This window comes from Ignatzschineria larvae DSM 13226, assembly GCF_038500265.1.
GTDB classification, from domain to species: Bacteria; Pseudomonadota; Gammaproteobacteria; order Cardiobacteriales; family Wohlfahrtiimonadaceae; genus Ignatzschineria; species Ignatzschineria larvae.
In genome coordinates this window covers 2,380,489-2,400,886 of record NZ_CP150637.1, presented here as the reverse complement: position 1 = coordinate 2,400,886, position 20,398 = coordinate 2,380,489, and the positions used below count along the sequence as shown (strand labels likewise).

Genomic DNA, 20,398 nt, shown 5'->3' with positions numbered 1-20,398 from the left:
TTTAAAATAGATAAACTGCTGAGTGGGCTATTCAATTTTCTAATCGGTCTAGTAAAGCTTGGTTTATTTCCTCAATTAAAGCAGGACCTTCGTAGATAAAACCAGTATAAAGTTGCACGAGTGAAGCGCCGGCATCAAGCTTATCTAAGGCATCTTGTGCCGACATAATGCCCCCTACCCCAATAATAGGGAATGCGCCTTGACTCTCTTTCGCTAAAAACCGAATCACTTCTAATGAGCGAGCAGTTAAAGGTGCCCCGCTTAAACCACCCGTTTCCGCTCTACCCGCTGACTGCAACCCTTCTCTATCAATCGTCGTATTGGTTGCAATAATGCCGGCAATTTTAGCCTCTAACACAATCTCAACGATTTCCCAAAGCTGATCTTCTGAGAGATCCGGCGCGATTTTTAAGAGAATCGGTTTGGGCTGATCATAACTTTGATTTTTATTCTGCAAGGTTTTTAGTAGATGCAATAACGGCTCTTTCTCTTGTAGAGCGCGCAAATCAGGGGTATTGGGCGAACTCACATTTACCACAAAATAATCCACCACATCAAAAAGCGTTTCAAAACAGATCAGATAATCATTGACCGCCTCTTCATTCGGGGTCGTTTTATTCTTCCCGATATTACCCCCAATAATCAACTGATGATCCCGTTTTAAGAGCCGAAGTTTCGCGGCATCGACGCCATCATTATTAAACCCCATTCGATTAATAATCGCTTGATCTTCCACTAATCGAAAAAGTCTCTTACGGGGGTTACCTGGTTGTCCTTTCGGTGTAATCGTGCCAATTTCTATAAAAGAGAAGCCAAGTTTCCCTAGCGCACCATAAAGCTTCGCATCTTTATCAAATCCGGCAGCAAGCCCTACAGGATGACGAAAATATAGCCCCCAAATCGTCTTTGCCAAACGCGGATCATGAGAGGCCGTCTGTTTGCCAAGCACTAACTGTGTTAGAAAGGGAATCGCTGTCAAAGCACGAATGCCCCAAAATGAGAGATGATGTGATTTCTCAGGATCAATTTTAAAGAGCATTTGTTGAATGATCGATTTAAGCATAATGATGATCTCCCTATTTTATGCACATAAATAGATGACCGTTTTGCTTATTCTTATTAAAGCTCATAACAGTCAAAATCGTTGTATAGTAATATCAGTTCAAAATAAGCTTATTTAGATGCCGGCGCATCAGCTGATAGAGGCAAGAAAACTGTTCTATCCGGCATCTTGCAAGTGTTGGTGAGTCAGGTTTTATGTTCTTTTAAAACCCCACAATAGCTGTTTAAAAACCATTTTTCTTAAATCCATTTACTATAATTCGCAAGGTTACTTTAGGATATTGAGACTTTTGGGATACGAAAAAAAAGCATCTCTAAGAGATGCCTTTCTAACTCTAAAATAGTACTGCGTTGTTTATTAACAATCTGCCAGTCATGAGGAATACAATTCCTATTAACGACCGTATTTTTTACGGAAGCGATCAACACGACCTTCAGCGTCAAGAATATTTTGTTGACCTGTGAAGAATGGGTGTGATGCAGAAGTCACTTCCATACGCACTAATGGGTACTCGTTACCATCTTCCCATTTGATTGTATCTTTAGTTTTGATTGTTGAACGCGTTAAAATTGCAAAATCGCTTGATGCATCTTGGAACACAACAGGGCGATAGTTAATTTGATTTTCTTTTGACATAGTTAGTTTATCCATTAATTAATGTTATGAAGCTACTCTTTAAATACGCCGGAAAGATTCGTCAACCTTCAGCTTAATGTATTTAAAAAATAATCAAGAGGGGAATTTTACTGCAATCCCCCACTCTTTGCAAATTTTTAAGATTTTGTCAGCTCAATATCAGGCAACTGTCTACCCTTTTTGAGCGGGATATCTTAGCCTTTCATCATTTGGAAGAATTCAGCATTTGTCTTTGTCTCTTTCATTCGATCAAGCACAAATTCAGCCGCTTCAATCTCATCCATCGGATGAATTAATTTGCGTAAAATCCACATTTTTTGTAGCTCTTCAGGATTCATCAAGAGCTCTTCACGACGGGTTCCTGAACGATTGACATTAATCGCCGGGAAGATCCGTTTCTCAGCAATACGGCGATCAAGTTGAATCTCCGAGTTACCCGTTCCTTTAAATTCTTCAAAGATCACTTCATCCATCTTCGAACCTGTATCAATCATCGCCGTAGCAATAATCGTTAGGCTTCCGCCATTTTCAATATTTCGCGCGGCACCAAAGAAACGCTTAGGCCGGTGAAGCGCATTCGCATCTACCCCTCCTGATAATACTTTTCCTGAAGAAGGTACAACTGTATTGTAAGCTCTTGCTAGACGGGTCATCGAATCAAGTAGGATCACCACATCGCGACCATGTTCCACCAAGCGGCGCGCTTTTTCAATCACCATTTCGGCTACTTGAACATGCCGAAGTGCCGGCTCATCAAAGGTTGAAGCGACCACATCCCCTTTAACAAGACGTTGCATCTCTGTGACTTCTTCAGGACGCTCATCAATCAAAAGAACCATCAGATAGGCTTCAGGATGATTAATCGCAATTGATTGGGCGATATTTTGCATCATAATGGTTTTACCCGCTTTCGGCGGCGCCACAATCATGCTTCGTTGCCCCTTACCAATCGGTGCAACGATATCGATCATTCTTGCGGTAATATCTTCACTAGAACCATTCCCAAGTTCCATTTTGAGTGGTTGATCCGGATGGATCGGTGTTAAATTTTCAAACGCAATTTTCCGGCGATTTTGACTTACCGGCTCATAGTTGATCTCATTGACCTTCACGAGCGCAAAATATTTTTCATTATCTTTCGGCGCACGAATGACACCGGAAACAGTATCGCCGGTACGAAGATTAAAACGGCGGATTTGTGAGGGGCTGATATACACATCATCAGGACCTGCTAAGAAAGAGCTATCTACGCCCCGTAGAAAACCATAGCCATCATTGAGGACTTCAAGCACGCCATCACCGATGACCTCGCCCCCTTTCTCAGCTTGTGCTTGTAAAATAGCGAAAATTAATTCATGCTTTTTAGCACGCATTAACCCTTGGATATCCATAGCTTCAGCAATATCAACGAGCTCTTGCGCGGTTTTCTGTTTTAATTCTGTTAGATTCATAGATTGATGGTAGATATTTATTAAATATATAAAAAGGGTTCTAAACGACGTTAGAATCTGATAGATCAATAATGGGTGATAAGAGGGCGATACAGATGCCCGAACAGCCTTTTCTCAACAAGTCTTTTAATTTTAAACTTGCACATAACTCAAAAAGGGCGAAAAGAAAATTGTATAAAAAATCTGTATAGAAAATCTATATTAGCGGAAAGTTTATGCTTTATTATCTTTTCGTGCAACTTTATTTCTTGAACGCGCCCACATTGCCTTTAAAATTTCAATTCCAATAGGCAGTGCCGAGATGATCACAATACCAATCACCACTAATGAGAAATTCTCTTTCACAACCGGCATAGTGCCGAAGAAGAAACCTGCGCCTAACATACTCGTTGTCCAAAGCAAGGCTCCCGTCACATTATAAAAGCCAAATCGACGATAACACATCTGACTTGCACCCGCAACAAAGGGGGCAAAGGTTCTCACTATCGGGATAAAACGCGCCAAAATAATCGTTTTACCCCCATGCCGTTCATAAAAGGCTTCCGTTTTTTCAAGATATTTGAGCTTAAAAATCTTTGCATCAGGTTTAAAAGGCTTAACCCCCAGGTGTTTGCCGATTTGATAATTAACCGCATCACCGAGAATCGCCGCAATCAGTAACGTTCCCCATAATATCCAAATGTTCATAGCACCAATCGCCGCAAGTGCCCCGGCCGCAAAAAGTAACGAATCTCCTGGTAAAAATGGCGTGACAACGAGCCCCGTTTCGCAGAATACCACTAAGATTAAGATAGCGTAGATCCAATACCCATATTCCGCAACAATCACTTCAAGATAGCGATCAATATGCAGAAAAATATCTATAAACTGTGTGATCCACTCCATCTTTTTTCCTTAATCAATTATCCAATAAAGGATTCATCATAAATCATGAATAATAACGTGCCATATCGTTCAAACAATATCAATCTCGCTATATCAATCTAGCCATATCAACATTGGTGAATAGATATCCAATTGCCTTAAAAACCCGTAATGGGATTAAGCTGTAGATCCTTTAATTGCCAACACTGATCCATTTTTCGTGCAAGCGATAGATCGTGCGTAACAACAATCAAGGCCGTTCCTACCTCATCATTAATTTCACACATCAGATCAAAAATCGCATGGGCATTATCTTCATCTAAATTCCCCGTCGGTTCATCTGCAAGTACTGCCGCCGGCTTAGTCACTAAAGCCCGCGCAATGGCAACCCGTTGCCGCTCACCACCGGAGAGTTTACCCGGGCGATGACTTAAACGGTGAGAAAGCCCTACTCGTCCTAATAACACTTCAGCTTCCGCTCTTGCCGCCTGAATATGACCGCCACCAATCACTAGGGGCAATGCCACATTATCAAGCGCCGTAAACTCCGGCAATAGATGGTGAAATTGGTAGATAAAACCCAAATACTCATTACGCAGATAGCCCCGCTTCGCTTCAGATTCCCGGTTAAAATGGTGTCCGTTAAGATAGATTTCACCGCTTGTAGGTTTATCAAGCCCTGAGATCACGTGCATCAAAGTACTCTTACCCGCACCCGAAGCGCCGACAATCGCAATACGATCCCCTTTATGAATTTGAAAACTCAAATCTTTAAAGATCGCAATCTCCTCTTTCTGATCAATAAAGACTTTTGAGATCTTCTCTACATCAAGCACGATCTCATTTGAAGCAGATGATGCCACTGAAAGTGGCGAGGATAATAATTTACTCATAGCGTAACGCCTCCGCGGGTTGCGTTCTTGATGCTTTCCAAGCAGGATAGAGTGTGGCTAAGCTTGCTAATAAGAAAGCAATACCAGCAATCGTTGCCACATCTGAGAAGAGAACTATCGACGGGATTTCTGAAATGGGATAAATACTAGGTTCAAAGAGTGTTTTACCCACTAAATGCTCAATCCAATGGACAATATCCGCCACATTAAGGGCGATAAGTAACCCTAAAATAATCCCAATGACCGCACCAAAGAACCCAATAAAGGTGCCTTGTACCATAAAGATCGCCATAATTTTCCGAGGGGGTAGACCTAAAGTTCGCAAAATCGCAATCTCTGAACGTTTCTCGGTTACCACCATTACGAGCATTGATACCACATTAAATACAGCAACCGCGACAATCATACTCATAATAAGGAACATCGAGATCTTTTCAATCTCAATCATCTTAAAGAGCGCCGCAAATTGGTTCACCCACGTATAGACAGAGTAAGATTCTTCAGCATTATTACCCTCATTCCCCCCTTGATGTTGCAATTGCATTTGGGCGCGATCTTGTAATTTAGTTTGTAGATAAAAGGCGGTTTCTCTCGCTTTCATCGGCTCGGCTAATTTTAAGCGAACACCGGTCACACTCTCTTTCGGTAAACGGTAGAGAATCCCTGCATCTTTAAGATTCACAAAGATATTACTAATATCATATTCATACACGCCGGCTCTAAAGAGCGCCACCACTTTCAAGCGCTTCATCCGCGGGGTTGCGCCGGCTACAGTGACATTGATATCCGAGGTAATCAGGGAAATATAATCGCCGATACGCACCCCTAAGCGATTGGCCATATCTTGGCTAATCATCACTCCAAAGGGTTGTGTTGAGAGAATATCAAAAGTCCCTTCTGTCAGCTGTCCATTATCATCTTGAATGGTAATCGTGTTTGCAATCGGCGATACTTCTGCCTCATATTGTGGATCAACACCATAGACTTGAACGGGCAACATCAATCCTGAGGCATTAATCAAGCCCTGCCCTTCAATAAAAGGCGCACCCCCAATCACGTTATCCTCTGCTTTTGCTATCGGAATCAATGCTTCCCATTCAGCAATATGACCTGTGCGATCATTGAGAATTTGATTATGAAAAGCCATCGCAATACTGCGTTCAGCCACCTCTTTTTGGAAACCATTCATCACCGATAACACCACAATCATCGTCATTACGCCTAGCGCAATCCCTCCGATTGAGACAAAAGAGATAAACGAGATAAAATTATTTTTGCGTTTAGCGGCGGTATAACGTAAGCCGATAAAAAGCGGTAAAGGTCTAAACATAATCACTCATTTTATAGGTAAATTAAGGGGTTATTATAAAGCAAAAAACAATGCTGTCAGAAGATATTCCCTAACGATGGGTAAAACTGATCAAGCAATGTTCCTTGAGTATAACTTATAGAGACATTATAGAAGATCAAATATAGAGGATTAAATCACAAGATCCTCTTCCTCACCGGCAAGCTCTTTGAAGAGGGTTTCTAATTCTGGTAAGGGCGGTAATTCTTTGAGAGATTTGAGATTAAAGTCATCTAAAAACTGCTCTGTCGTTCCATAAAGAATCGGCCGTCCCGGCGTCTCTTTGCGCCCTACCACCTTAATCCATTCCCGATCTTCTAAGGTTTTAATAATATTACTATTGACCGCGACGCCACGAACAGCTTCAATATCACCGCGGGTCACAGGCTGTTGATAAGCAATCAAGGCAATAGTTTCAAAAAAGGCGGTACTATAACGTTGTTGCCTTGCTTCAAAGAGCTTGCCGACCCAAGGTGCAAAACGCTCTGGCACTTGAAAACGCCAACCGGAAGCAACTTCGACTAATTCAATCCCCCCTTTTGCTTGACGATAATGGTGCTCTAACTCAAAGAGCGCGCGAATAATATCACTCTCACCGTATGCTTCACTCTCTAAAATGGATAAAATTTCCCGCAGGGATAGCGGTACTTCTGAAGCCATCAAGATCGCTTCTAATAATGCTTTTAAGCTCTCATCAATGCTCTCTTGTCCCTCATGCTTCTCTATTATCTCCTGCATGTATCCTCTCTTCTTCGTCTCTCTTATAGATCCCATTGATCATTTCATTGATCACTCAGCTTGTAATTTTATGTCCTTTTCCCCTAAAAACATAGTCCCAAAATCAGAATGATTGCTGAAATATTACGATCTATTCTCACTATGCAATTCTCATAAATTCTCAATGTGACACTAATAAAACTCTAATTAGTCGTTAATTAATGAAATTATCGGATCATCTTTAGAAGATCTCCCGGCCAATAACCGCTCGGTAGGATTATCAGTGAGCATTTATTTAAAATAAGTCCCTATAAACTTACAATAAGATCATACACAATATCTTAACTTTGAAACATTCAATAATATAGATGATTGATTTTATTTATTTTTATAAGATTATTGAGTCAATCTATCCCTATTTTCATCAGGATAGATTTTAACGGAATAATTCCCCAAGCAAATACTTTTCAGTAATAAGGATTCATCACCAATATTGCAATAGAAATCGTTATTTTTTCAAAACTAAAACTCACTATAAACAACAATAACCCATTGAAACAAAACAATTATAAAAAATATTTATATTCTAGAAAATAGACAATAATTGACCCTCATCACAAATAATATAATGAGTTTTTATTATTGATAATAATCGTGATAAATTTTCAATATCTTATTACAAGAATGATTATGTGAAGTAGCTTTCCTCATTTGGAATTAAGCAACCTTACATAACCCCATGAATCTGATAAAAAATGTGAAACTATACCCTAAAAGGTTTCATACAAATCCATCGCATTATTGAGGAGATTGCTATGCGAGACAATCAAAAATGGATCGAAATGCTCAAAGCGGTCAAAAAAGAGGTCTTACCTGCTTTAGGCTGCACGGAACCCATTTCACTCGCTTTAGCCTCTGCTATTGCAGCCTCTCATCTCGAGGGTGAGATCGATTATATCGATGCTAAAGTCTCTCCTAACTTAATGAAAAATGGGATGGGCGTAACGGTTCCCGGCACAGGAATGCAAGGTTTACCTATTGCAGCTGCGGTTGGGGCTCTCGGGGGCGATCATGAAGCGGGGCTTGAAGTACTTTCGACCTTAACACCAGAGTTAGTCGCTGCCGGGAAAAAGCTATTAGAAGAGAATAAGGTATCCGTCAGTATCTCACCAAAACCGAAACTCCTCTATGCCGAATCAACTGTTGTTTCAGGCGATCATAGCGTCAAAGTCGCCATTGCTGATTCCCATACCCATGTCATTCTCATTCAAAAAGATGATCAGATTCTCTTTGAAGAGATTGAAGAGGTCGGACAAGAAGAGAGTAGCGCTTACTCCTTTGACGGGATTAATACTCATGATCTCTTTGAGTTTGTGAGTAATGTACCCTTTGAAGAGATTCAATTTATTCTACAAGCCGAAAAACTGAACGATGCCCTGTCTCAAGAGGGGCTCAAGAATAGTTATGGCCTTCATATCGGCGCCACGTTAAAACGGCAGATGGAAAATGGTTTCCTTGCCGATGATCTCCTCACCAAAGTACTGATTCGTTCAACTGCTGCGGCGGATGCCCGAATGGGAGGTGCGACATTACCAGCTATGAGTAATTCAGGTTCTGGTAATCAAGGCATTACAGCAACAATGCCGGTGGTAGTGGTTGCTGATTTTATCGATGCTTCACCTGAAAATCGGGCTCGTGCGTTAATGCTCTCGCACTTAATGGCGGTCTATATCCACGATAAATTACCCCGTCTGTCTGCGCTTTGCGCCGTTACCACAGCAGCAATGGGTGCGGCAGCAGGTATGGCTTATCTCTTAGGCAAAGGTGAATATGAACCGATTAGCCGAGCAGTTTCGAGCATGGTGGGGGATCTAGCCGGCATGATCTGTGATGGCGCTGCAAATAGCTGTGCTATGAAAGTTTCCACCTCTGTAGGCTCTGCATTTAAGGCGGTATTAATGGCATTAGACAATACCGGCGTAACAGGCCAAGAGGGAATCGTCAGTGATGATGTCGATGATTCTATTGATAATTTATGCGCTTTAGCAAGCGGCAGTATGCAACAAGTAGATACACAAGTTCTACAAATTATGGTGAATAAGAAATAGTGTCACAACAAGATCACTGATTAACTGACTGATTTTAGTTATTTCACGTGACGCTCTTTTCAATTTCACCACTTAAGCTTCACTTTTTTTAATTTCACTTCTTCAACTTCTTTAGGGGTAAACTTATGAACGTGTTCGATTCTGGCCCAATATTTGAAGGGACCTTCTTTGATAAATTCCTTGCCATTACACACTATCAAACGTTGGTCTGTATCTTTATTCTTCTAATCTGTTTCTACATTATGAAGCAGCTCCAAAATAGAAAGATGACCTTCTCAATGCGTATGCTTGTAGGCCTTATTTTAGGGGCTGTGCTTGGTTTAGTGATTCAACTTGTGGCAGGTTTCCCAGATAACCCATCTGTTTGGATGAGGGAAACTTCCGTCTGGTACGGACTCTTTGGACGCGCCTTTATCGCCTTTATCCGAATGCTCGTTATTCCACTGATCTTTGTATCGATTGTAAAAGTCATCATCGACTTTGCAGGTAAAGAGAATCTACCGAAAATTGCTTTTAGAGGGATCTTCTGGTTACTATTCACTACGGGAATAGCCTGTATCGTGGGCATTATTCTCGCGAATATCTTTAGTCTTGGTGAAAATCAAACCAATATTGAGATCGCAACCACCGCAACTGCAAAACAATATACCAATCTTGTAGATACCTTTATCCGCCTCATTCCAAGTAATATCGTTTCAGCAATGAATACTGAGAATATCGTGGGTTTAGTGATTTTCTCAGCCCTACTTGGAATTGCGGCAAACCGTATGGAGAAAAAGAATCCTGAAGCCATCGGTGCTTTTAAACTCTTCATGCAAGGTTTCTATAAAATTGTGATGTCTGTGGCAATGACCATTATTAAATTCATGCCTTATGCAGTGATTGCATTGCTTGCGAATACAATTGTTTCAAATGGTATTCCGGCGATTATTGAAGCATCTAGTTTCGTCTTAGCCGTCTATATTGCTATGATTGTTATGGTCATCGTTCATATTATTATCGTTGCGATCCATGGTGTCTCTCCGGTGATGTTTGTGAAAAAATCATTAGGCGTATGGTTAATGGGCTTCACTAGCCGTTCATCAGTCGGAACTTTACCGATGACCATTTCAACCTTAACAGCTCGTATGGGGGTTAATGATGGTACCGCTAACCTTGTGGGTTCTTTAGGAACAACCATGGGGATGAATGGTTGTGCTGGTTTCTTCCCTGCACTGATTGCCGTCATGGTCGCCCACATGGTCGGGATTGAGACAGATCTACAGTTCTATGTCATGATGGTTATTGTTGTGGTCATCGGCTCTATCGGTATTGCAGGTATTCCAGGTACAGCTACCGTTGCGGCAACAATCGTCTTATCAGGGATGAATATGGCAGAGTACTTCCCACTAATTGGTATGGTATTAGCGATTGACCCAATCATCGATATGGCGCGGACATTAACAAACGTATCAGGCACCTTAACTGCAGCTGTGGCGACAGATAGAGAGGTGGGTACGATGAATATGGAAGTCTTTAATGATCCCAATGCAACCTTAGAAAACTTAACAGATGATCATATGGATTAATATCATATGGATTAATGGAATAGCATAATATTGATCTTCTACGTGACTCTAAAAGAGTACACTAAGGAAATAGGTTAAAACTTAAATAAAAATATTCAATCAGAATCGCCCCTTTCAAGGGGCGAATTGTTACCGAAATATGGCTAGAGGTGAAATAAAATGAATTATCTAATTTTAGGGGCAAATGCAGCCGGAATGTCTGCGGCTGTCAGAATTCAAAAATCGGACAAATCCGCAAAGATCACTGTACTTGAAAAGAGCGATGTAGTCTCCTTTGGTTCCTGTGGTATCCCTTACTTTGTTGCTGGAGAATTTACCAATATTGAGCAGATGACTGCGCGCCCCTTAGAAGATTTTCTAAAAACAGGCATTGATATTCGTTGCTTTCATCAAGCTATTAAGGTTGACCCTGAACAAAAAAGCGTAACGGCTCGCAATCTCCAAACAGATGAGACTCTTCAATTTCTTTTTGATAAGCTCCTCATCGCAACAGGCGCTTCCCCTAGTGTTCCGCCGATTACCGGTTTAGATGCCGAACACGTTTATACAATGCATTCTCGATATGATGCGAAAGCGCTCGTTGAACGTTTACCTCATACACAAAATGTGGTCATTATTGGGGGTGGATTTATCGGTGTTGAAGCGGCAGAAGCATTTCAAGAGCGCGGCAAAAATGTCACGCTTATTGAGTTTGCACCTCGTATTCTCGAAAAAACATTTGATGCCGAAATTACACCGCTCCTAGAAGCGGAACTTCGACAAAAAGGGGTGAATCTTCGTACGGAAGAACGGGTCATCGAAATTGAAAAAGAGGCTACCGGCAAAGTCAGCCACGTTATCACGAATCAAGGTCGTTATGCTGCGGATTTAGTTGTGTTAGCCACAGGGTTTAAACCCAATACCGAGTTTCTCCAAGGTGTGATCGACATGACGCCGCAAGGGGCCATTATCATTGATGATCTATGCCAAACCAATCAAACCGATATCTATGCTGCCGGTGATTGTGCCACCGTACAACATCGTATTGCCGGCGATCGTTATCTTCCACTTGCCACAACGGCTAATAAACTTGGTCGTTTAGTCGGTGATACCATGGCGGGTAGACCTCGCCCCTTTATAGGCACTTTAGGATCAAGTGGTATTCGGGCATTTAATCTAGAAGCAGGTCGTACAGGTATTGGTGAAGAGGAAGCAAAAGCCCTTGGACTCGATTACAAAACTGTCTTTATCCAAGATAAAAATCATACTGATTATGTGCAACCCCAAACGGATATCTGGGTAAAACTGATCTATGATGCCAAAACACGCGTTATTTTAGGGGGACAGATGTGTGGTGCTTATCTAGGCGGTGCGGTACATCGTGTAGATGCCTTAGCGGTTGCCATTTATAGTGGTTTAACTGTAGATGAGCTTGGCTTTATGGACTTTATCTACGCGCCACCTTTTGCCCGCACTTGGGATGTGCTCAATATTGCCGGCAATGTTGCCAAGTAATATCCCGATAAATATTCTCAATAAATATCTCAATAGGGTTAATCTCTGATGTACCAAAACCCTATCTGATCCATCTATTTACCCAATATAAATAGTGGAAGATAGGGTTTTCTATAATAGCAATGCTCGTGATTACACCATTTATCTTAAATCAGATTTACTATAATATTCTGTGACTAGAGAATTTTAGACGGGACGATGACACCATCACTAGCGAACAACGGCAACAGCGCTTAGTGAGAGTAGACGTTCCCCTGACAGTGCAAAAGCCACACGCCGAAGTGCATTCCAAGGATTCTCTTTCAGTTGTCCTTTAGTCGCTTGATCGATCTGTACCATCATCTTCATCACATTTTTAATCAACGGTAAACTAATTCGTGATAAAGCACGTTGATAGAGCGGTTGTTTATTACGCCAAACTTTTGAGAGCACTTGTTGCATACTCTGTCCTGCTTGCAGATTAAGTAGCATCTCCCGAAGCGTCGCCACCTCTTTTTGTAGTAATGAATTGACTAATACAGCCGACTCATTCTCCTCCTCGAAGGCGCTAATAATTCGATGAATACGCGCAATATCGCCCTCTAAAATGGCATCACTTAAATCAAAAGCAATAAATTTCGAACTCTGCGTTAATGCATCCTTGAGATGTACTTCTGAAATTGATTGATCCCCGTAATAGAGCGCAAGATAATCTAACTCTTGAATCACCGAGAAGAGATTTCCCTCATTATTTTGCGCTAATAGCTCAACGGCTTCCCGCTCAAGATGCAAATTTCGGCGTTTCGCTTCATTAAAGATCCAACCAGGATATTCATGCACTCTTGGCGGATAGAGAAAAGCCACGATTCCGGCCTTATCGATTGCCGTTACCCATTTAGTTTTCTGCTGTGCTGATTTTAATTGCGGTGTAGAAATCAACAGAAAAAGATCCGGTTCAGGATGAGAAAAATAGGACTCTAATGCCGTTTGCGCCTTACGATCAGGAAGATGATTAAAGCGTAACTCAATGATCTTTTTCTCAGAAAAGAGCGAGAGCGATTGTGTCGCTTCGGTAAAAAGGTTCCAATCAAATTTGGCATCAATCTCAAAGAGATCCCGTTCGGTAAACCCTGCTTCCCGACAAAAGGCACGTGCTTGATCCATTAAGCTCAAGACTAAATAAGGCTCATCGCCAGCCGCTAATAGCGCCGAGACTTTACTGCCATGTTTTGCTAATGCCGGCATCACTTCATAAGCACTTAGTCGCATCCTTTATCCTCTAACCAGGTTGTTAAATATAATACTCTTAAAATCATACCTAAAAATGCTCTCTAGTATAGCACTGCCTTTCATCTATGATATACCTGCATTAATCATCGAAATACAGTAAAACATTAAGCCTGCTCTGAAAGTAACCCAAGCATTGCACTATTGCCTTTCTCTTTGGCTAAATCAATGGCGGTAATACCGGCTTTATTGGCGTGATAAGGATCGCTCCCCGCTAACAGAAGTGCTTTAGCAATATTGAGTTCACCCATAGCGCTTGCTCGATGCAGTGCCGTAAAACCGAGTTGATCCTTTAATTGGGGATGAGCGCCGAGTGTTAATAACGCATTGACCCCTTTCTCTGAACGCAATTCAACCGCATCCATCAAGGGCGTTGTTTGTGACAAGGAATAAGCATTGATATCCACACCTTTATCGGCTAAAAGTTCCATCATCTCAAAATGATCGGTATAGAGCGCCCAATGAATCGGGGTAAAGCCATCTTGTGCGATCACATTGGGATCAACCCAATTTCGAGAGAGAATGAGCTTCACGCTCTCCTTGTCATCATTGGCAATGGCAATATGGTAAGCGGTTGTTGAACGAATAATGCCCCCTTGCGCCGGGAAAATAGCATCTTCGGCAAAGACACCGACTTTGGCTTTATGGCCACAAAAAGCAAATGCCCAAACAGCCGCGCGATTAGGATCAGATTCAAGTTCATTGAGCAGAGGGACCGGCGCACTCTCGCCTAATACATGACTTAACATCAGGAAATTCACTAGCGCAATGGTCTGATTCTCTGTTTCAAACTCCTCTAAAATCGCACCTTCAATCTCCGTAATTAAGAGCTGATGAGGTTCAAGTTCCACCTTTGCCCTTGCCACTAATTGCCGGGACCAACTGCGCACAAAGTAGATATAACGCCCATCGAAGAAGATCGCCCAACGATCCTCCGGCGTTTGTGGTACAAAGAGCGAGCCGGGATAGAGTTTTTCAACCGTCTCATAAGAGAGTTCACAAGGAACTCGTCGAATTGTCTCTACAGATACCGTTTCGATGATGCTTCCGATATTCCCATCGCCCTTATTCGTATCGCTCTTGTCAGTACCACCATTATTCTCATCATCATTGCCACGATTCTCCGGCGATTCCCCCGGCAATAATCCGCTAAAGGTTGCACCATCCTCTAAACTATAACTGTCCAAATGTTTAAGTGCGACTTCTCCCACATCACTCGCAAGTTGAAATGTAATAGGACGAAGATCTAACAACGGTACACCATAAGGATTACGATCATAACGAATCCAAGGGAGTTGTGTTGCGTTATCTTTAATCTGTGTCATAAATATAGAACCTTTTGCGACAAAGTGGGGAAAATGATTATAACAATAGTATCGCCTAACGATTAGGCTAGATCGATCTTAGACGATTCATTAGTCTATCAGAGAATCGGCGATTCCCAAATCATTGCCCAAAGGGATTCTATGATAAAATGACACTAAAATTACGTCTCTACTGAACGACTTGATTTGCCATCCTATTTTCAGCGTATATAAGGATTTTTTATGCTAAAAGAGCTTCCCATAGCGACCCGTTCATTGATTTTCATTAATGTCGGGGTGTTTATCCTCACACTGCTCCTCTCTTATCTTGAGATCACCGATTTAAGCTATATTCTCGGCAGTTATTATCCCGGTTCGCCCCTCTTTCATTTCTGGCAACCTTTTACCCATCTCTTTATCCACGCGGGTATCTCTCATCTACTCTTTAATATGCTTGCACTCTTTATGTTTGGGGGAATGATTGAGCGGATTTTAGGAACGAAACGCTTCTTAATTCTCTATTTTGTGGCGGGATTTGGCTCCTTTATCCTCTTTAATGCGCAGAGTTATTTCTCTATTCACAACCTCGAAGAGAATGTAATCACAACACTCGGCATTTCCCCTGAAATATTGGCGCAAATTACCGGTTCAATCAAAATGGATGCGCTAGGCAATATTACCGGCAGTGAGATTATTAATCGTGTGCCCATTTTAATGGATTTAGTGAGTGAATATCTCCGGCCGATGATGGGTGCTTCAGGCGCGATCTATGGTGTATTGATCGCCTTTGGGATGTTCTTCCCCAATGCAGGCTTGATGATTATCTTTATTCCTTACCCGATTAAAGCAAAATACTTTATCCCCGGCATTATCGTTTTAGAGATTATTCTAGGTTTAATGAATCTCTCTTGGAATCCGATTGCCCACTTTGCCCATTTAGGCGGTGCAGTTGCCGGCTTCCTACTGATTCTCTACTGGAAAAAACGGGGATTAACAATTCCAAGCTACAATGGCACGATTTAATCAATCCGGAAGATAGATCCGTTCAAGACCTGTTCAAGATCATTCAAAGATCATCAACCCATAACCATAAAAAACCCCGACAAGATCAATTCTATCGGGGTTTTTATGATTGTATCAATGCAATCGATGATATTGATAATATTGATTACATCTTTTGAATTTTATCATTCGCTAATTGGGATAACTCTTTCGCTTTTGCCTTTAATGCTTCGATCTGCTCATTCAAAGAACTTCTCGCTTCATCAGCATTATCCGCTAGCGCATCACGCTTCTCTTTGAGCGTTGCAATCTGATCATCTAATGCTCTTTTCGCTTCATGGCTTTTAAGGATCGTTTCATCAGTCAGCTTCGCAGCCACATTGCCTAATTTTTCAGCCGCGTGAGTGATATTTTCTTTAACGATATCGCCTTTAGTTTTTGTCATTTTCTTATCTCCTACATTAAGTGGATCAAACAACTACCTATATTGAGTTTAAATAACGATAAATTCGAATTTTCAATTTTATTGATCTTTTATTTATCTATTTCAATATTCTTTGATGATTATAGCACTATTGCACTTATAACAGTGAATATCTATCTTTTTCATTCTCCACTTAATCTCTAGTGACTATCTATTTAATATCTATCTAAGGTCAGATTAAGCAGCAATTAAACAGTGCTATTTTCAGCTTCATAACTTCTTGCAAAGGTGCGCCATTCCACTAATCCATAGAGGGAATTAAAGAGGTAAACACTATATTGCGCACCAATAACAGGATTCGGTTCAGGGCCAAAGAAGTTGAGAATCACCATAAAGATATTCATCAACACCCAAAGATACCAACTAAAATCATAGCGCATCATTAAGAGCGTCTGCGCCGGAATGGCTAGCCCAAAGATAAAGCCATTGAGGATCAATTGCCAAAAGGTATTCTCTACCCCTAACATTCGGGTAATCACAATATTAAAGAGGAAGATCAGGATAAAGGCGAGCGCCACATAGAGATACTGCTTGAGCGTTAATGAGCGGGTAATCACTTTATCATCCGCATCGTGATTTTTGCGCCAATTAATAACACCGTACACGTGGGTACTAAAATTGTAGATATGGGGTAATCCTGCACCAATATTCCCCCCTAAGAAATTCCCGATACTTTCACCAAATGTAGAGAGTAGACCAAAGTAATTGGCAATCTGACTTCTTCGGGTCATTAAAATCACACAGATTAACCCGGTAATCGCGCCAAAAAACGAAATCCCATAGCGCAAATCAAATTCGGCAAAAGGTTCCGTATAGAGATAGGAAGCAATTACTAAAATAAAACAGATATAAGGGTAAGATTTATGGCGACCGATCGACAATACAGCCCGAGAAAAAGGACTCATCTTTATCGGGGAAGAGGTCAATGTAACCGGTGCTTCTTGAGTATTGTAAGTCATTGTAACGTCCTCATTGGATAATTTAATTCATAGATTAACGGGCATTTCTAAGCAATTCTTCAACTAATTCAATACATTGAAGATATCGTTCATCATATTGATCGCTCGTGACTTCCACATAATCAATCTGATTTTCTCGCAGTAATTTTTTGAGAAGTGATTGAAATTCTTTACGTACCTGATTATCCCCTAAATGCCGTAAACCATCGGCCACCCAAGGGGTATTGTTATCCAGTAGAATCACTAAATCGAAGCGGTAGCTATCAATCAACGCTTGTACAAAGGGATGCGGTTTGCCCTCATATTGAATGCAGAAAGCCTGCGTTGTGAGAAAATCGGTATCGATAAAGGCAATCTTATTGGCGTGTTTCACTGCAAAATTGATATATTTCGCGTGACCGAGAGCAATCTGATCGTAATCAGAATATTGCAGTGCGCGCTCATCGCCCCCTAAATGTTCAAAGACATATTCCCGACCATATTCCCAAGCACTTGTAGTATTAAACATATTGGCTAACTTATTGACCATCATACTTTTTCCACTCGATTCTCCGCCTAAAATCGCAATTGTTTTCACGAAAAAGGGGCGAACTTCTGTCGGAATATATTCCCAATGGGCAAGTGGCGACCGGCGAATATCTTCCCCGTGAATTGGCATAAATTCTCGATCCGGGTCAATAATTTTGGTCGGAATATTGAGATATTTTTGATAAAAAACTTCATCCGCTAATTCACTTGTATAGATCAAATCCGGTTGAATATTGTGAGATTTGAGAAAATAAGCAACCTTTTGAGCCCACAAAGCCTGATCTTTTGCAGAATCCGTCAAATTCTCTTCATCAATATAATGAATATGAATATTCTTCTGATACTTGAAAGTCTGTAGTAACCAACGCAGACGATCCTTCAGTGTAGGTTGCCGGCTCATAGCACTATCTTCGAAAGTTTGCAGATCTCTTGCCTCATTGTAACGAAGCACAATATGCAACTCATCTAACTGACTAATCGCTCGCTGAATAAGGTAGATATGTCCGGTATGAAGTGGATAGAAAGCCCCAAAAATAAGCCCCACTTTCTGCTTTTGCGTATCCGATTGTTGAATATTGAGATATTGATAGAGCGCATTCATCTTTACGGCACTAGGGTTTTGAATCTTGCCATTCAATAATTGACTCAAGTAACCTTTCGTCATATCGCACTGTTCTGCAACACGCTGCAGTGTTAAACCACGATCCTTGATTACTTTCTTAAGATGTTCAACCGGTATCATCATCGCAACCTCTTTCACTAAACTTTTTCTATTAATTAAGTTAATTTTGTTTAATATACAAAACATCAATATCAAAAGAAAGCTTTATTTGTTCAATGAATTAAATTTTTAAACGATCTCTTACATCATTCTCGAGTGATCTCCTAGATTGCAATAACAAGATCAAGTAAGATAACGGCTATCAATCACAAATTAATTTCGAACAGAGCAAGGTAGGATATGGCACAACATACTCGATTTTTATCCTCATTCATATCGCAACATTCAGATCGTAAAGATCTCCGTAATTCCCATCATCGATTGAGATTAAAGACTTCACTGAAGCTATTATTGAGTATAACGGTAGGGATGAGTGCATTGCTTTTTATGCCGGTTACAGCACAAAATAGGACAGGTTTGAATCCCGCCACCTCCACCCAACCCATCCATATTTCGCAACAAGCTCTCGCGCGCGTTGGGGAACAGATCTATCAAAATGAAACTGGAGGGAAACTAGAAAATCTAGTCTCGTGGAATGTCGGCGAAAATTTCCCTTCACTCGGGATTGGTCACTTTATTTGGTATAAAGCGGGGGAAAGGGACAAATATGAAGAGACTTTCCCGGCTTTAGTGGCGTTTTTACGACAAAATGGCGTGCCATTACCGGCGATACTACAAAAATATCCGACCGCCCCTTGGCCTAATCGAGAAGCTTTTAATCAAGCAAAAGCCCGCGGTGAGCTACAAGAATTAACCCAATTTTTGGCCAATACCAAAGATTATCAGGCGCTCTTTATCTTCCAACGATTACAAAATGCCCTCGGTAAAATGAAAGCGGTTTCTCAATATCCCGATTTTATAGAGATTAAATTCTACGAAGTGGCGAATGCCCAAAATGGACTCTATGCACTCATTGATTATGTCAATTTCAAAGGCGAGGGTATTAATACCAATGAGCGCTATCAAGGGGAAGGCTGGGGCTTAATGCAAGTATTAGAGAATATGGCACTCACTCATAACGGGCAGACTAAAGCAGAGAAAGATCAAGCGATCCTCGCTGATTTTCGCCGTTCGGCTGAACAGGTACTAACGAATCGAGTGAATAACGCAGATCCCGCAAAAGGCGAATCTCGTTGGCTTGCCGGTTGGAAAAATCGAATTCAGACTTATCAACCTTAAAAAGCAACTATAGTATAGTAATATCCGTTCAAAATAAGCTTATTCAAATGCCGGCGCATCAGCTGATCGAGGCAAGGAAGTTGTTCTATCCGGCATCTTGCAAGTGTTGGTGAGTCAGGTTTTATCTTCTTTTAAAACCACACAATAGCTGTTTAAAAGCCATTTTTCTTAAACCAAATTGACTATAATATTCATTAATAATACAAAAAAGCTGAATGATTCAATCGTCATTCAGCTCTCTTTTTATTCAATAGAGTATTCTACTGAATATTCGATGTTAGAAATTCCTAACAATCCATTACGCATCCATATTTTCAGCATCTGCACGCATTTGTGCTTGGCGCTCTGCATAGACTGCTTCAAAATTGATTGGTGAAAGAATCACTGGTGGGAATCCCCCTTTAGAGATGAGATTATCAAGTGATTGACGCGCATAAGGATAGAGGATATTGGGGCAATAACCTCCGCGAATCGCCTGTAGTTGCTCTGCAGGGAAGTTCACTAATTGGAAAAGACCCGCTTGCTCAACTTCAGCGATAAACATAATTTTATCTTCGCTTTTTGCGGTGACGGTGACTTTTAATGCCACCTCGTGAATACCTGGCTCGATTTCACGTTCTTCATTACTCAATTGAATTTGAATTTCTGGTTGCACTTCCATTTTAAAGATTTCAGGTGTGCTTGGGGATTCAAGAGAGACATTTTTAGTATAGATTCTTAAGATATCAAATGATGCTTGGTTCTCTTGGTTTACTTCGTTAGTTTGATTTGTTTCGCTCATGGATTTTAACCCTTTTAACTTAATAAATGAGG

The 20,398-nt window shown here is 41.1% G+C and carries 18 protein-coding genes; 5 read left to right on the top strand and 13 right to left on the bottom strand.

Annotation, left to right across the window (positions count from 1 at the left end; all coding sequences use genetic code 11):
- Positions 1-31: 31 nt before the first annotated feature.
- From WMO13_RS09955 to scpB, 7 genes are all read right to left on the bottom strand, one after another.
- Complete coding sequence (locus tag WMO13_RS09955; protein ID WP_026879615.1) at positions 32-1,063, bottom strand: quinone-dependent dihydroorotate dehydrogenase; 1,032 nt, start codon at positions 1,061-1,063, stop codon at positions 32-34.
- A 393-nt stretch (positions 1,064-1,456) separates the two neighbouring features.
- The gene (locus WMO13_RS09950; RefSeq protein ID WP_026879614.1) at positions 1,457-1,699 is read right to left on the bottom strand and encodes a type B 50S ribosomal protein L31; all 243 of its coding nucleotides are present in this window, start codon (positions 1,697-1,699) and stop codon (positions 1,457-1,459) included.
- A 194-nt stretch (positions 1,700-1,893) separates the two neighbouring features.
- Positions 1,894-3,150 carry a transcription termination factor Rho gene (gene rho / locus WMO13_RS09945; protein WP_026879613.1) on the bottom strand — a complete coding sequence of 419 codons (1,257 nt, stop codon included), beginning with the start codon at positions 3,148-3,150 and terminating at the stop codon, positions 1,894-1,896.
- A gap of 213 nt (positions 3,151-3,363) precedes the next feature.
- Positions 3,364-4,035 carry a DedA family protein gene (locus WMO13_RS09940; protein ID WP_026879612.1) on the bottom strand — a complete coding sequence of 224 codons (672 nt, stop codon included), beginning with the start codon at positions 4,033-4,035 and terminating at the stop codon, positions 3,364-3,366.
- Positions 4,036-4,172: 137 nt separating this feature from the next.
- Positions 4,173-4,907, bottom strand: a complete 735-nt coding sequence (locus WMO13_RS09935) for an ABC transporter ATP-binding protein (RefSeq protein WP_051396341.1) — start codon at positions 4,905-4,907, stop codon at positions 4,173-4,175.
- Positions 4,900-6,237, bottom strand: a complete 1,338-nt coding sequence (locus tag WMO13_RS09930; protein WP_026879610.1) for a lipoprotein-releasing ABC transporter permease subunit — start codon at positions 6,235-6,237, stop codon at positions 4,900-4,902. Before WMO13_RS09930 ends, WMO13_RS09935 begins: the two co-directional genes overlap by 8 nt.
- A gap of 150 nt (positions 6,238-6,387) precedes the next feature.
- Positions 6,388-6,993, bottom strand: a complete 606-nt coding sequence (gene scpB / locus WMO13_RS09925) for an SMC-Scp complex subunit ScpB (protein ID WP_051396340.1) — start codon at positions 6,991-6,993, stop codon at positions 6,388-6,390.
- A gap of 794 nt (positions 6,994-7,787) precedes the next feature.
- Between scpB and WMO13_RS09920 the strand changes: the two genes are divergently transcribed.
- The 3 genes from WMO13_RS09920 (at position 7,788) to WMO13_RS09910 (ending at position 12,142) form a co-directional block, all read left to right on the top strand.
- A complete protein-coding gene (locus tag WMO13_RS09920; protein WP_034856223.1) occupies positions 7,788-9,080 on the top strand; it encodes a serine dehydratase subunit alpha family protein in 1,293 nt (430 codons plus the stop codon).
- 125 nt (positions 9,081-9,205) lie between these two features.
- Positions 9,206-10,648: a cation:dicarboxylate symporter family transporter gene (locus WMO13_RS09915; RefSeq protein WP_051396339.1), complete on the top strand. Its 1,443-nt coding sequence runs from the start codon at positions 9,206-9,208 to the stop codon at positions 10,646-10,648.
- Positions 10,649-10,807: 159 nt separating this feature from the next.
- Positions 10,808-12,142, top strand: coding sequence for a CoA-disulfide reductase (locus WMO13_RS09910; protein ID WP_026879607.1), 1,335 nt, complete (start codon positions 10,808-10,810; stop codon positions 12,140-12,142).
- 210 nt (positions 12,143-12,352) lie between these two features.
- Here WMO13_RS09910 and holA read toward each other — a convergent pair whose 3' ends face one another.
- Positions 12,353-13,390, bottom strand: a complete 1,038-nt coding sequence (gene holA / locus WMO13_RS09905; RefSeq protein ID WP_026879606.1) for a DNA polymerase III subunit delta — start codon at positions 13,388-13,390, stop codon at positions 12,353-12,355.
- Between the two features lie 125 nt (positions 13,391-13,515).
- On the bottom strand, positions 13,516-14,733 hold the full coding sequence (locus WMO13_RS09900; protein ID WP_026879605.1) for an ankyrin repeat domain-containing protein: 1,218 nt from the start codon (positions 14,731-14,733) through the stop codon (positions 13,516-13,518).
- A 222-nt stretch (positions 14,734-14,955) separates the two neighbouring features.
- Between WMO13_RS09900 and WMO13_RS09895 the strand changes: the two genes are divergently transcribed.
- Positions 14,956-15,735, top strand: coding sequence for a rhomboid family intramembrane serine protease (locus WMO13_RS09895; protein WP_026879604.1), 780 nt, complete (start codon positions 14,956-14,958; stop codon positions 15,733-15,735).
- 145 nt (positions 15,736-15,880) lie between these two features.
- On the opposite strand, the gene WMO13_RS09890 is transcribed toward WMO13_RS09895, so the two are convergent.
- From WMO13_RS09890 to nadR, 3 genes are all read right to left on the bottom strand, one after another.
- Complete coding sequence (locus WMO13_RS09890) at positions 15,881-16,159, bottom strand: hypothetical protein (RefSeq protein WP_026879603.1); 279 nt, start codon at positions 16,157-16,159, stop codon at positions 15,881-15,883.
- A gap of 227 nt (positions 16,160-16,386) precedes the next feature.
- Entirely contained in the window at positions 16,387-17,157 is a 771-nt protein-coding gene (gene pnuC / locus WMO13_RS09885; RefSeq protein ID WP_245601183.1) for a nicotinamide riboside transporter PnuC, read from the bottom strand.
- A 34-nt stretch (positions 17,158-17,191) separates the two neighbouring features.
- Complete coding sequence (gene nadR / locus WMO13_RS09880; protein ID WP_026879601.1) at positions 17,192-18,427, bottom strand: multifunctional transcriptional regulator/nicotinamide-nucleotide adenylyltransferase/ribosylnicotinamide kinase NadR; 1,236 nt, start codon at positions 18,425-18,427, stop codon at positions 17,192-17,194.
- A 219-nt stretch (positions 18,428-18,646) separates the two neighbouring features.
- On the opposite strand from nadR, the gene WMO13_RS09875 reads away from it, so the two are divergent.
- Complete coding sequence (locus WMO13_RS09875; protein WP_156923316.1) at positions 18,647-19,585, top strand: hypothetical protein; 939 nt, start codon at positions 18,647-18,649, stop codon at positions 19,583-19,585.
- 298 nt (positions 19,586-19,883) lie between these two features.
- Here the strand turns inward: WMO13_RS09875 and secB are convergent, their stop codons facing one another.
- Positions 19,884-20,366, bottom strand: coding sequence for a protein-export chaperone SecB (secB, locus tag WMO13_RS09870; protein WP_026879599.1), 483 nt, complete (start codon positions 20,364-20,366; stop codon positions 19,884-19,886).
- Positions 20,367-20,398: the final 32 nt, after the last annotated feature.

Excerpts from the sequence above, each read along its gene's own strand:
- WMO13_RS09890 (WP_026879603.1), bottom strand. The coding sequence starts at position 16,159 with ATGACAAAAACTAAAGGCGATATCGTTAAAGAAAATATCACTCACGCG.
- WMO13_RS09900 (WP_026879605.1), bottom strand. The coding sequence starts at position 14,733 with ATGACACAGATTAAAGATAACGCAACACAACTCCCTTGGATTCGTTAT.
- WMO13_RS09930 (WP_026879610.1), bottom strand. The coding sequence starts at position 6,237 with ATGTTTAGACCTTTACCGCTTTTTATCGGCTTACGTTATACCGCCGCT.
- secB (WP_026879599.1), bottom strand. The coding sequence starts at position 20,366 with ATGAGCGAAACAAATCAAACTAACGAAGTAAACCAAGAGAACCAAGCA.
- WMO13_RS09915 (WP_051396339.1), top strand. The coding sequence starts at position 9,206 with ATGAACGTGTTCGATTCTGGCCCAATATTTGAAGGGACCTTCTTTGAT.
- WMO13_RS09935 (WP_051396341.1), bottom strand. The coding sequence starts at position 4,907 with ATGAGTAAATTATTATCCTCGCCACTTTCAGTGGCATCATCTGCTTCA.
- holA (WP_026879606.1), bottom strand. The coding sequence starts at position 13,390 with ATGCGACTAAGTGCTTATGAAGTGATGCCGGCATTAGCAAAACATGGC.
- rho (WP_026879613.1), bottom strand. The coding sequence starts at position 3,150 with ATGAATCTAACAGAATTAAAACAGAAAACCGCGCAAGAGCTCGTTGAT.
- WMO13_RS09910 (WP_026879607.1), top strand. The coding sequence starts at position 10,808 with ATGAATTATCTAATTTTAGGGGCAAATGCAGCCGGAATGTCTGCGGCT.
- WMO13_RS09950 (WP_026879614.1), bottom strand. The coding sequence starts at position 1,699 with ATGTCAAAAGAAAATCAAATTAACTATCGCCCTGTTGTGTTCCAAGAT.
- WMO13_RS09920 (WP_034856223.1), top strand. The coding sequence starts at position 7,788 with ATGCGAGACAATCAAAAATGGATCGAAATGCTCAAAGCGGTCAAAAAA.
- pnuC (WP_245601183.1), bottom strand. The coding sequence starts at position 17,157 with ATGACTTACAATACTCAAGAAGCACCGGTTACATTGACCTCTTCCCCG.
- nadR (WP_026879601.1), bottom strand. The coding sequence starts at position 18,427 with ATGATACCGGTTGAACATCTTAAGAAAGTAATCAAGGATCGTGGTTTA.
- WMO13_RS09940 (WP_026879612.1), bottom strand. The coding sequence starts at position 4,035 with ATGGAGTGGATCACACAGTTTATAGATATTTTTCTGCATATTGATCGC.
- WMO13_RS09895 (WP_026879604.1), top strand. The coding sequence starts at position 14,956 with ATGCTAAAAGAGCTTCCCATAGCGACCCGTTCATTGATTTTCATTAAT.
- WMO13_RS09875 (WP_156923316.1), top strand. The coding sequence starts at position 18,647 with ATGGCACAACATACTCGATTTTTATCCTCATTCATATCGCAACATTCA.
- WMO13_RS09955 (WP_026879615.1), bottom strand. The coding sequence starts at position 1,063 with ATGCTTAAATCGATCATTCAACAAATGCTCTTTAAAATTGATCCTGAG.
- scpB (WP_051396340.1), bottom strand. The coding sequence starts at position 6,993 with ATGCAGGAGATAATAGAGAAGCATGAGGGACAAGAGAGCATTGATGAG.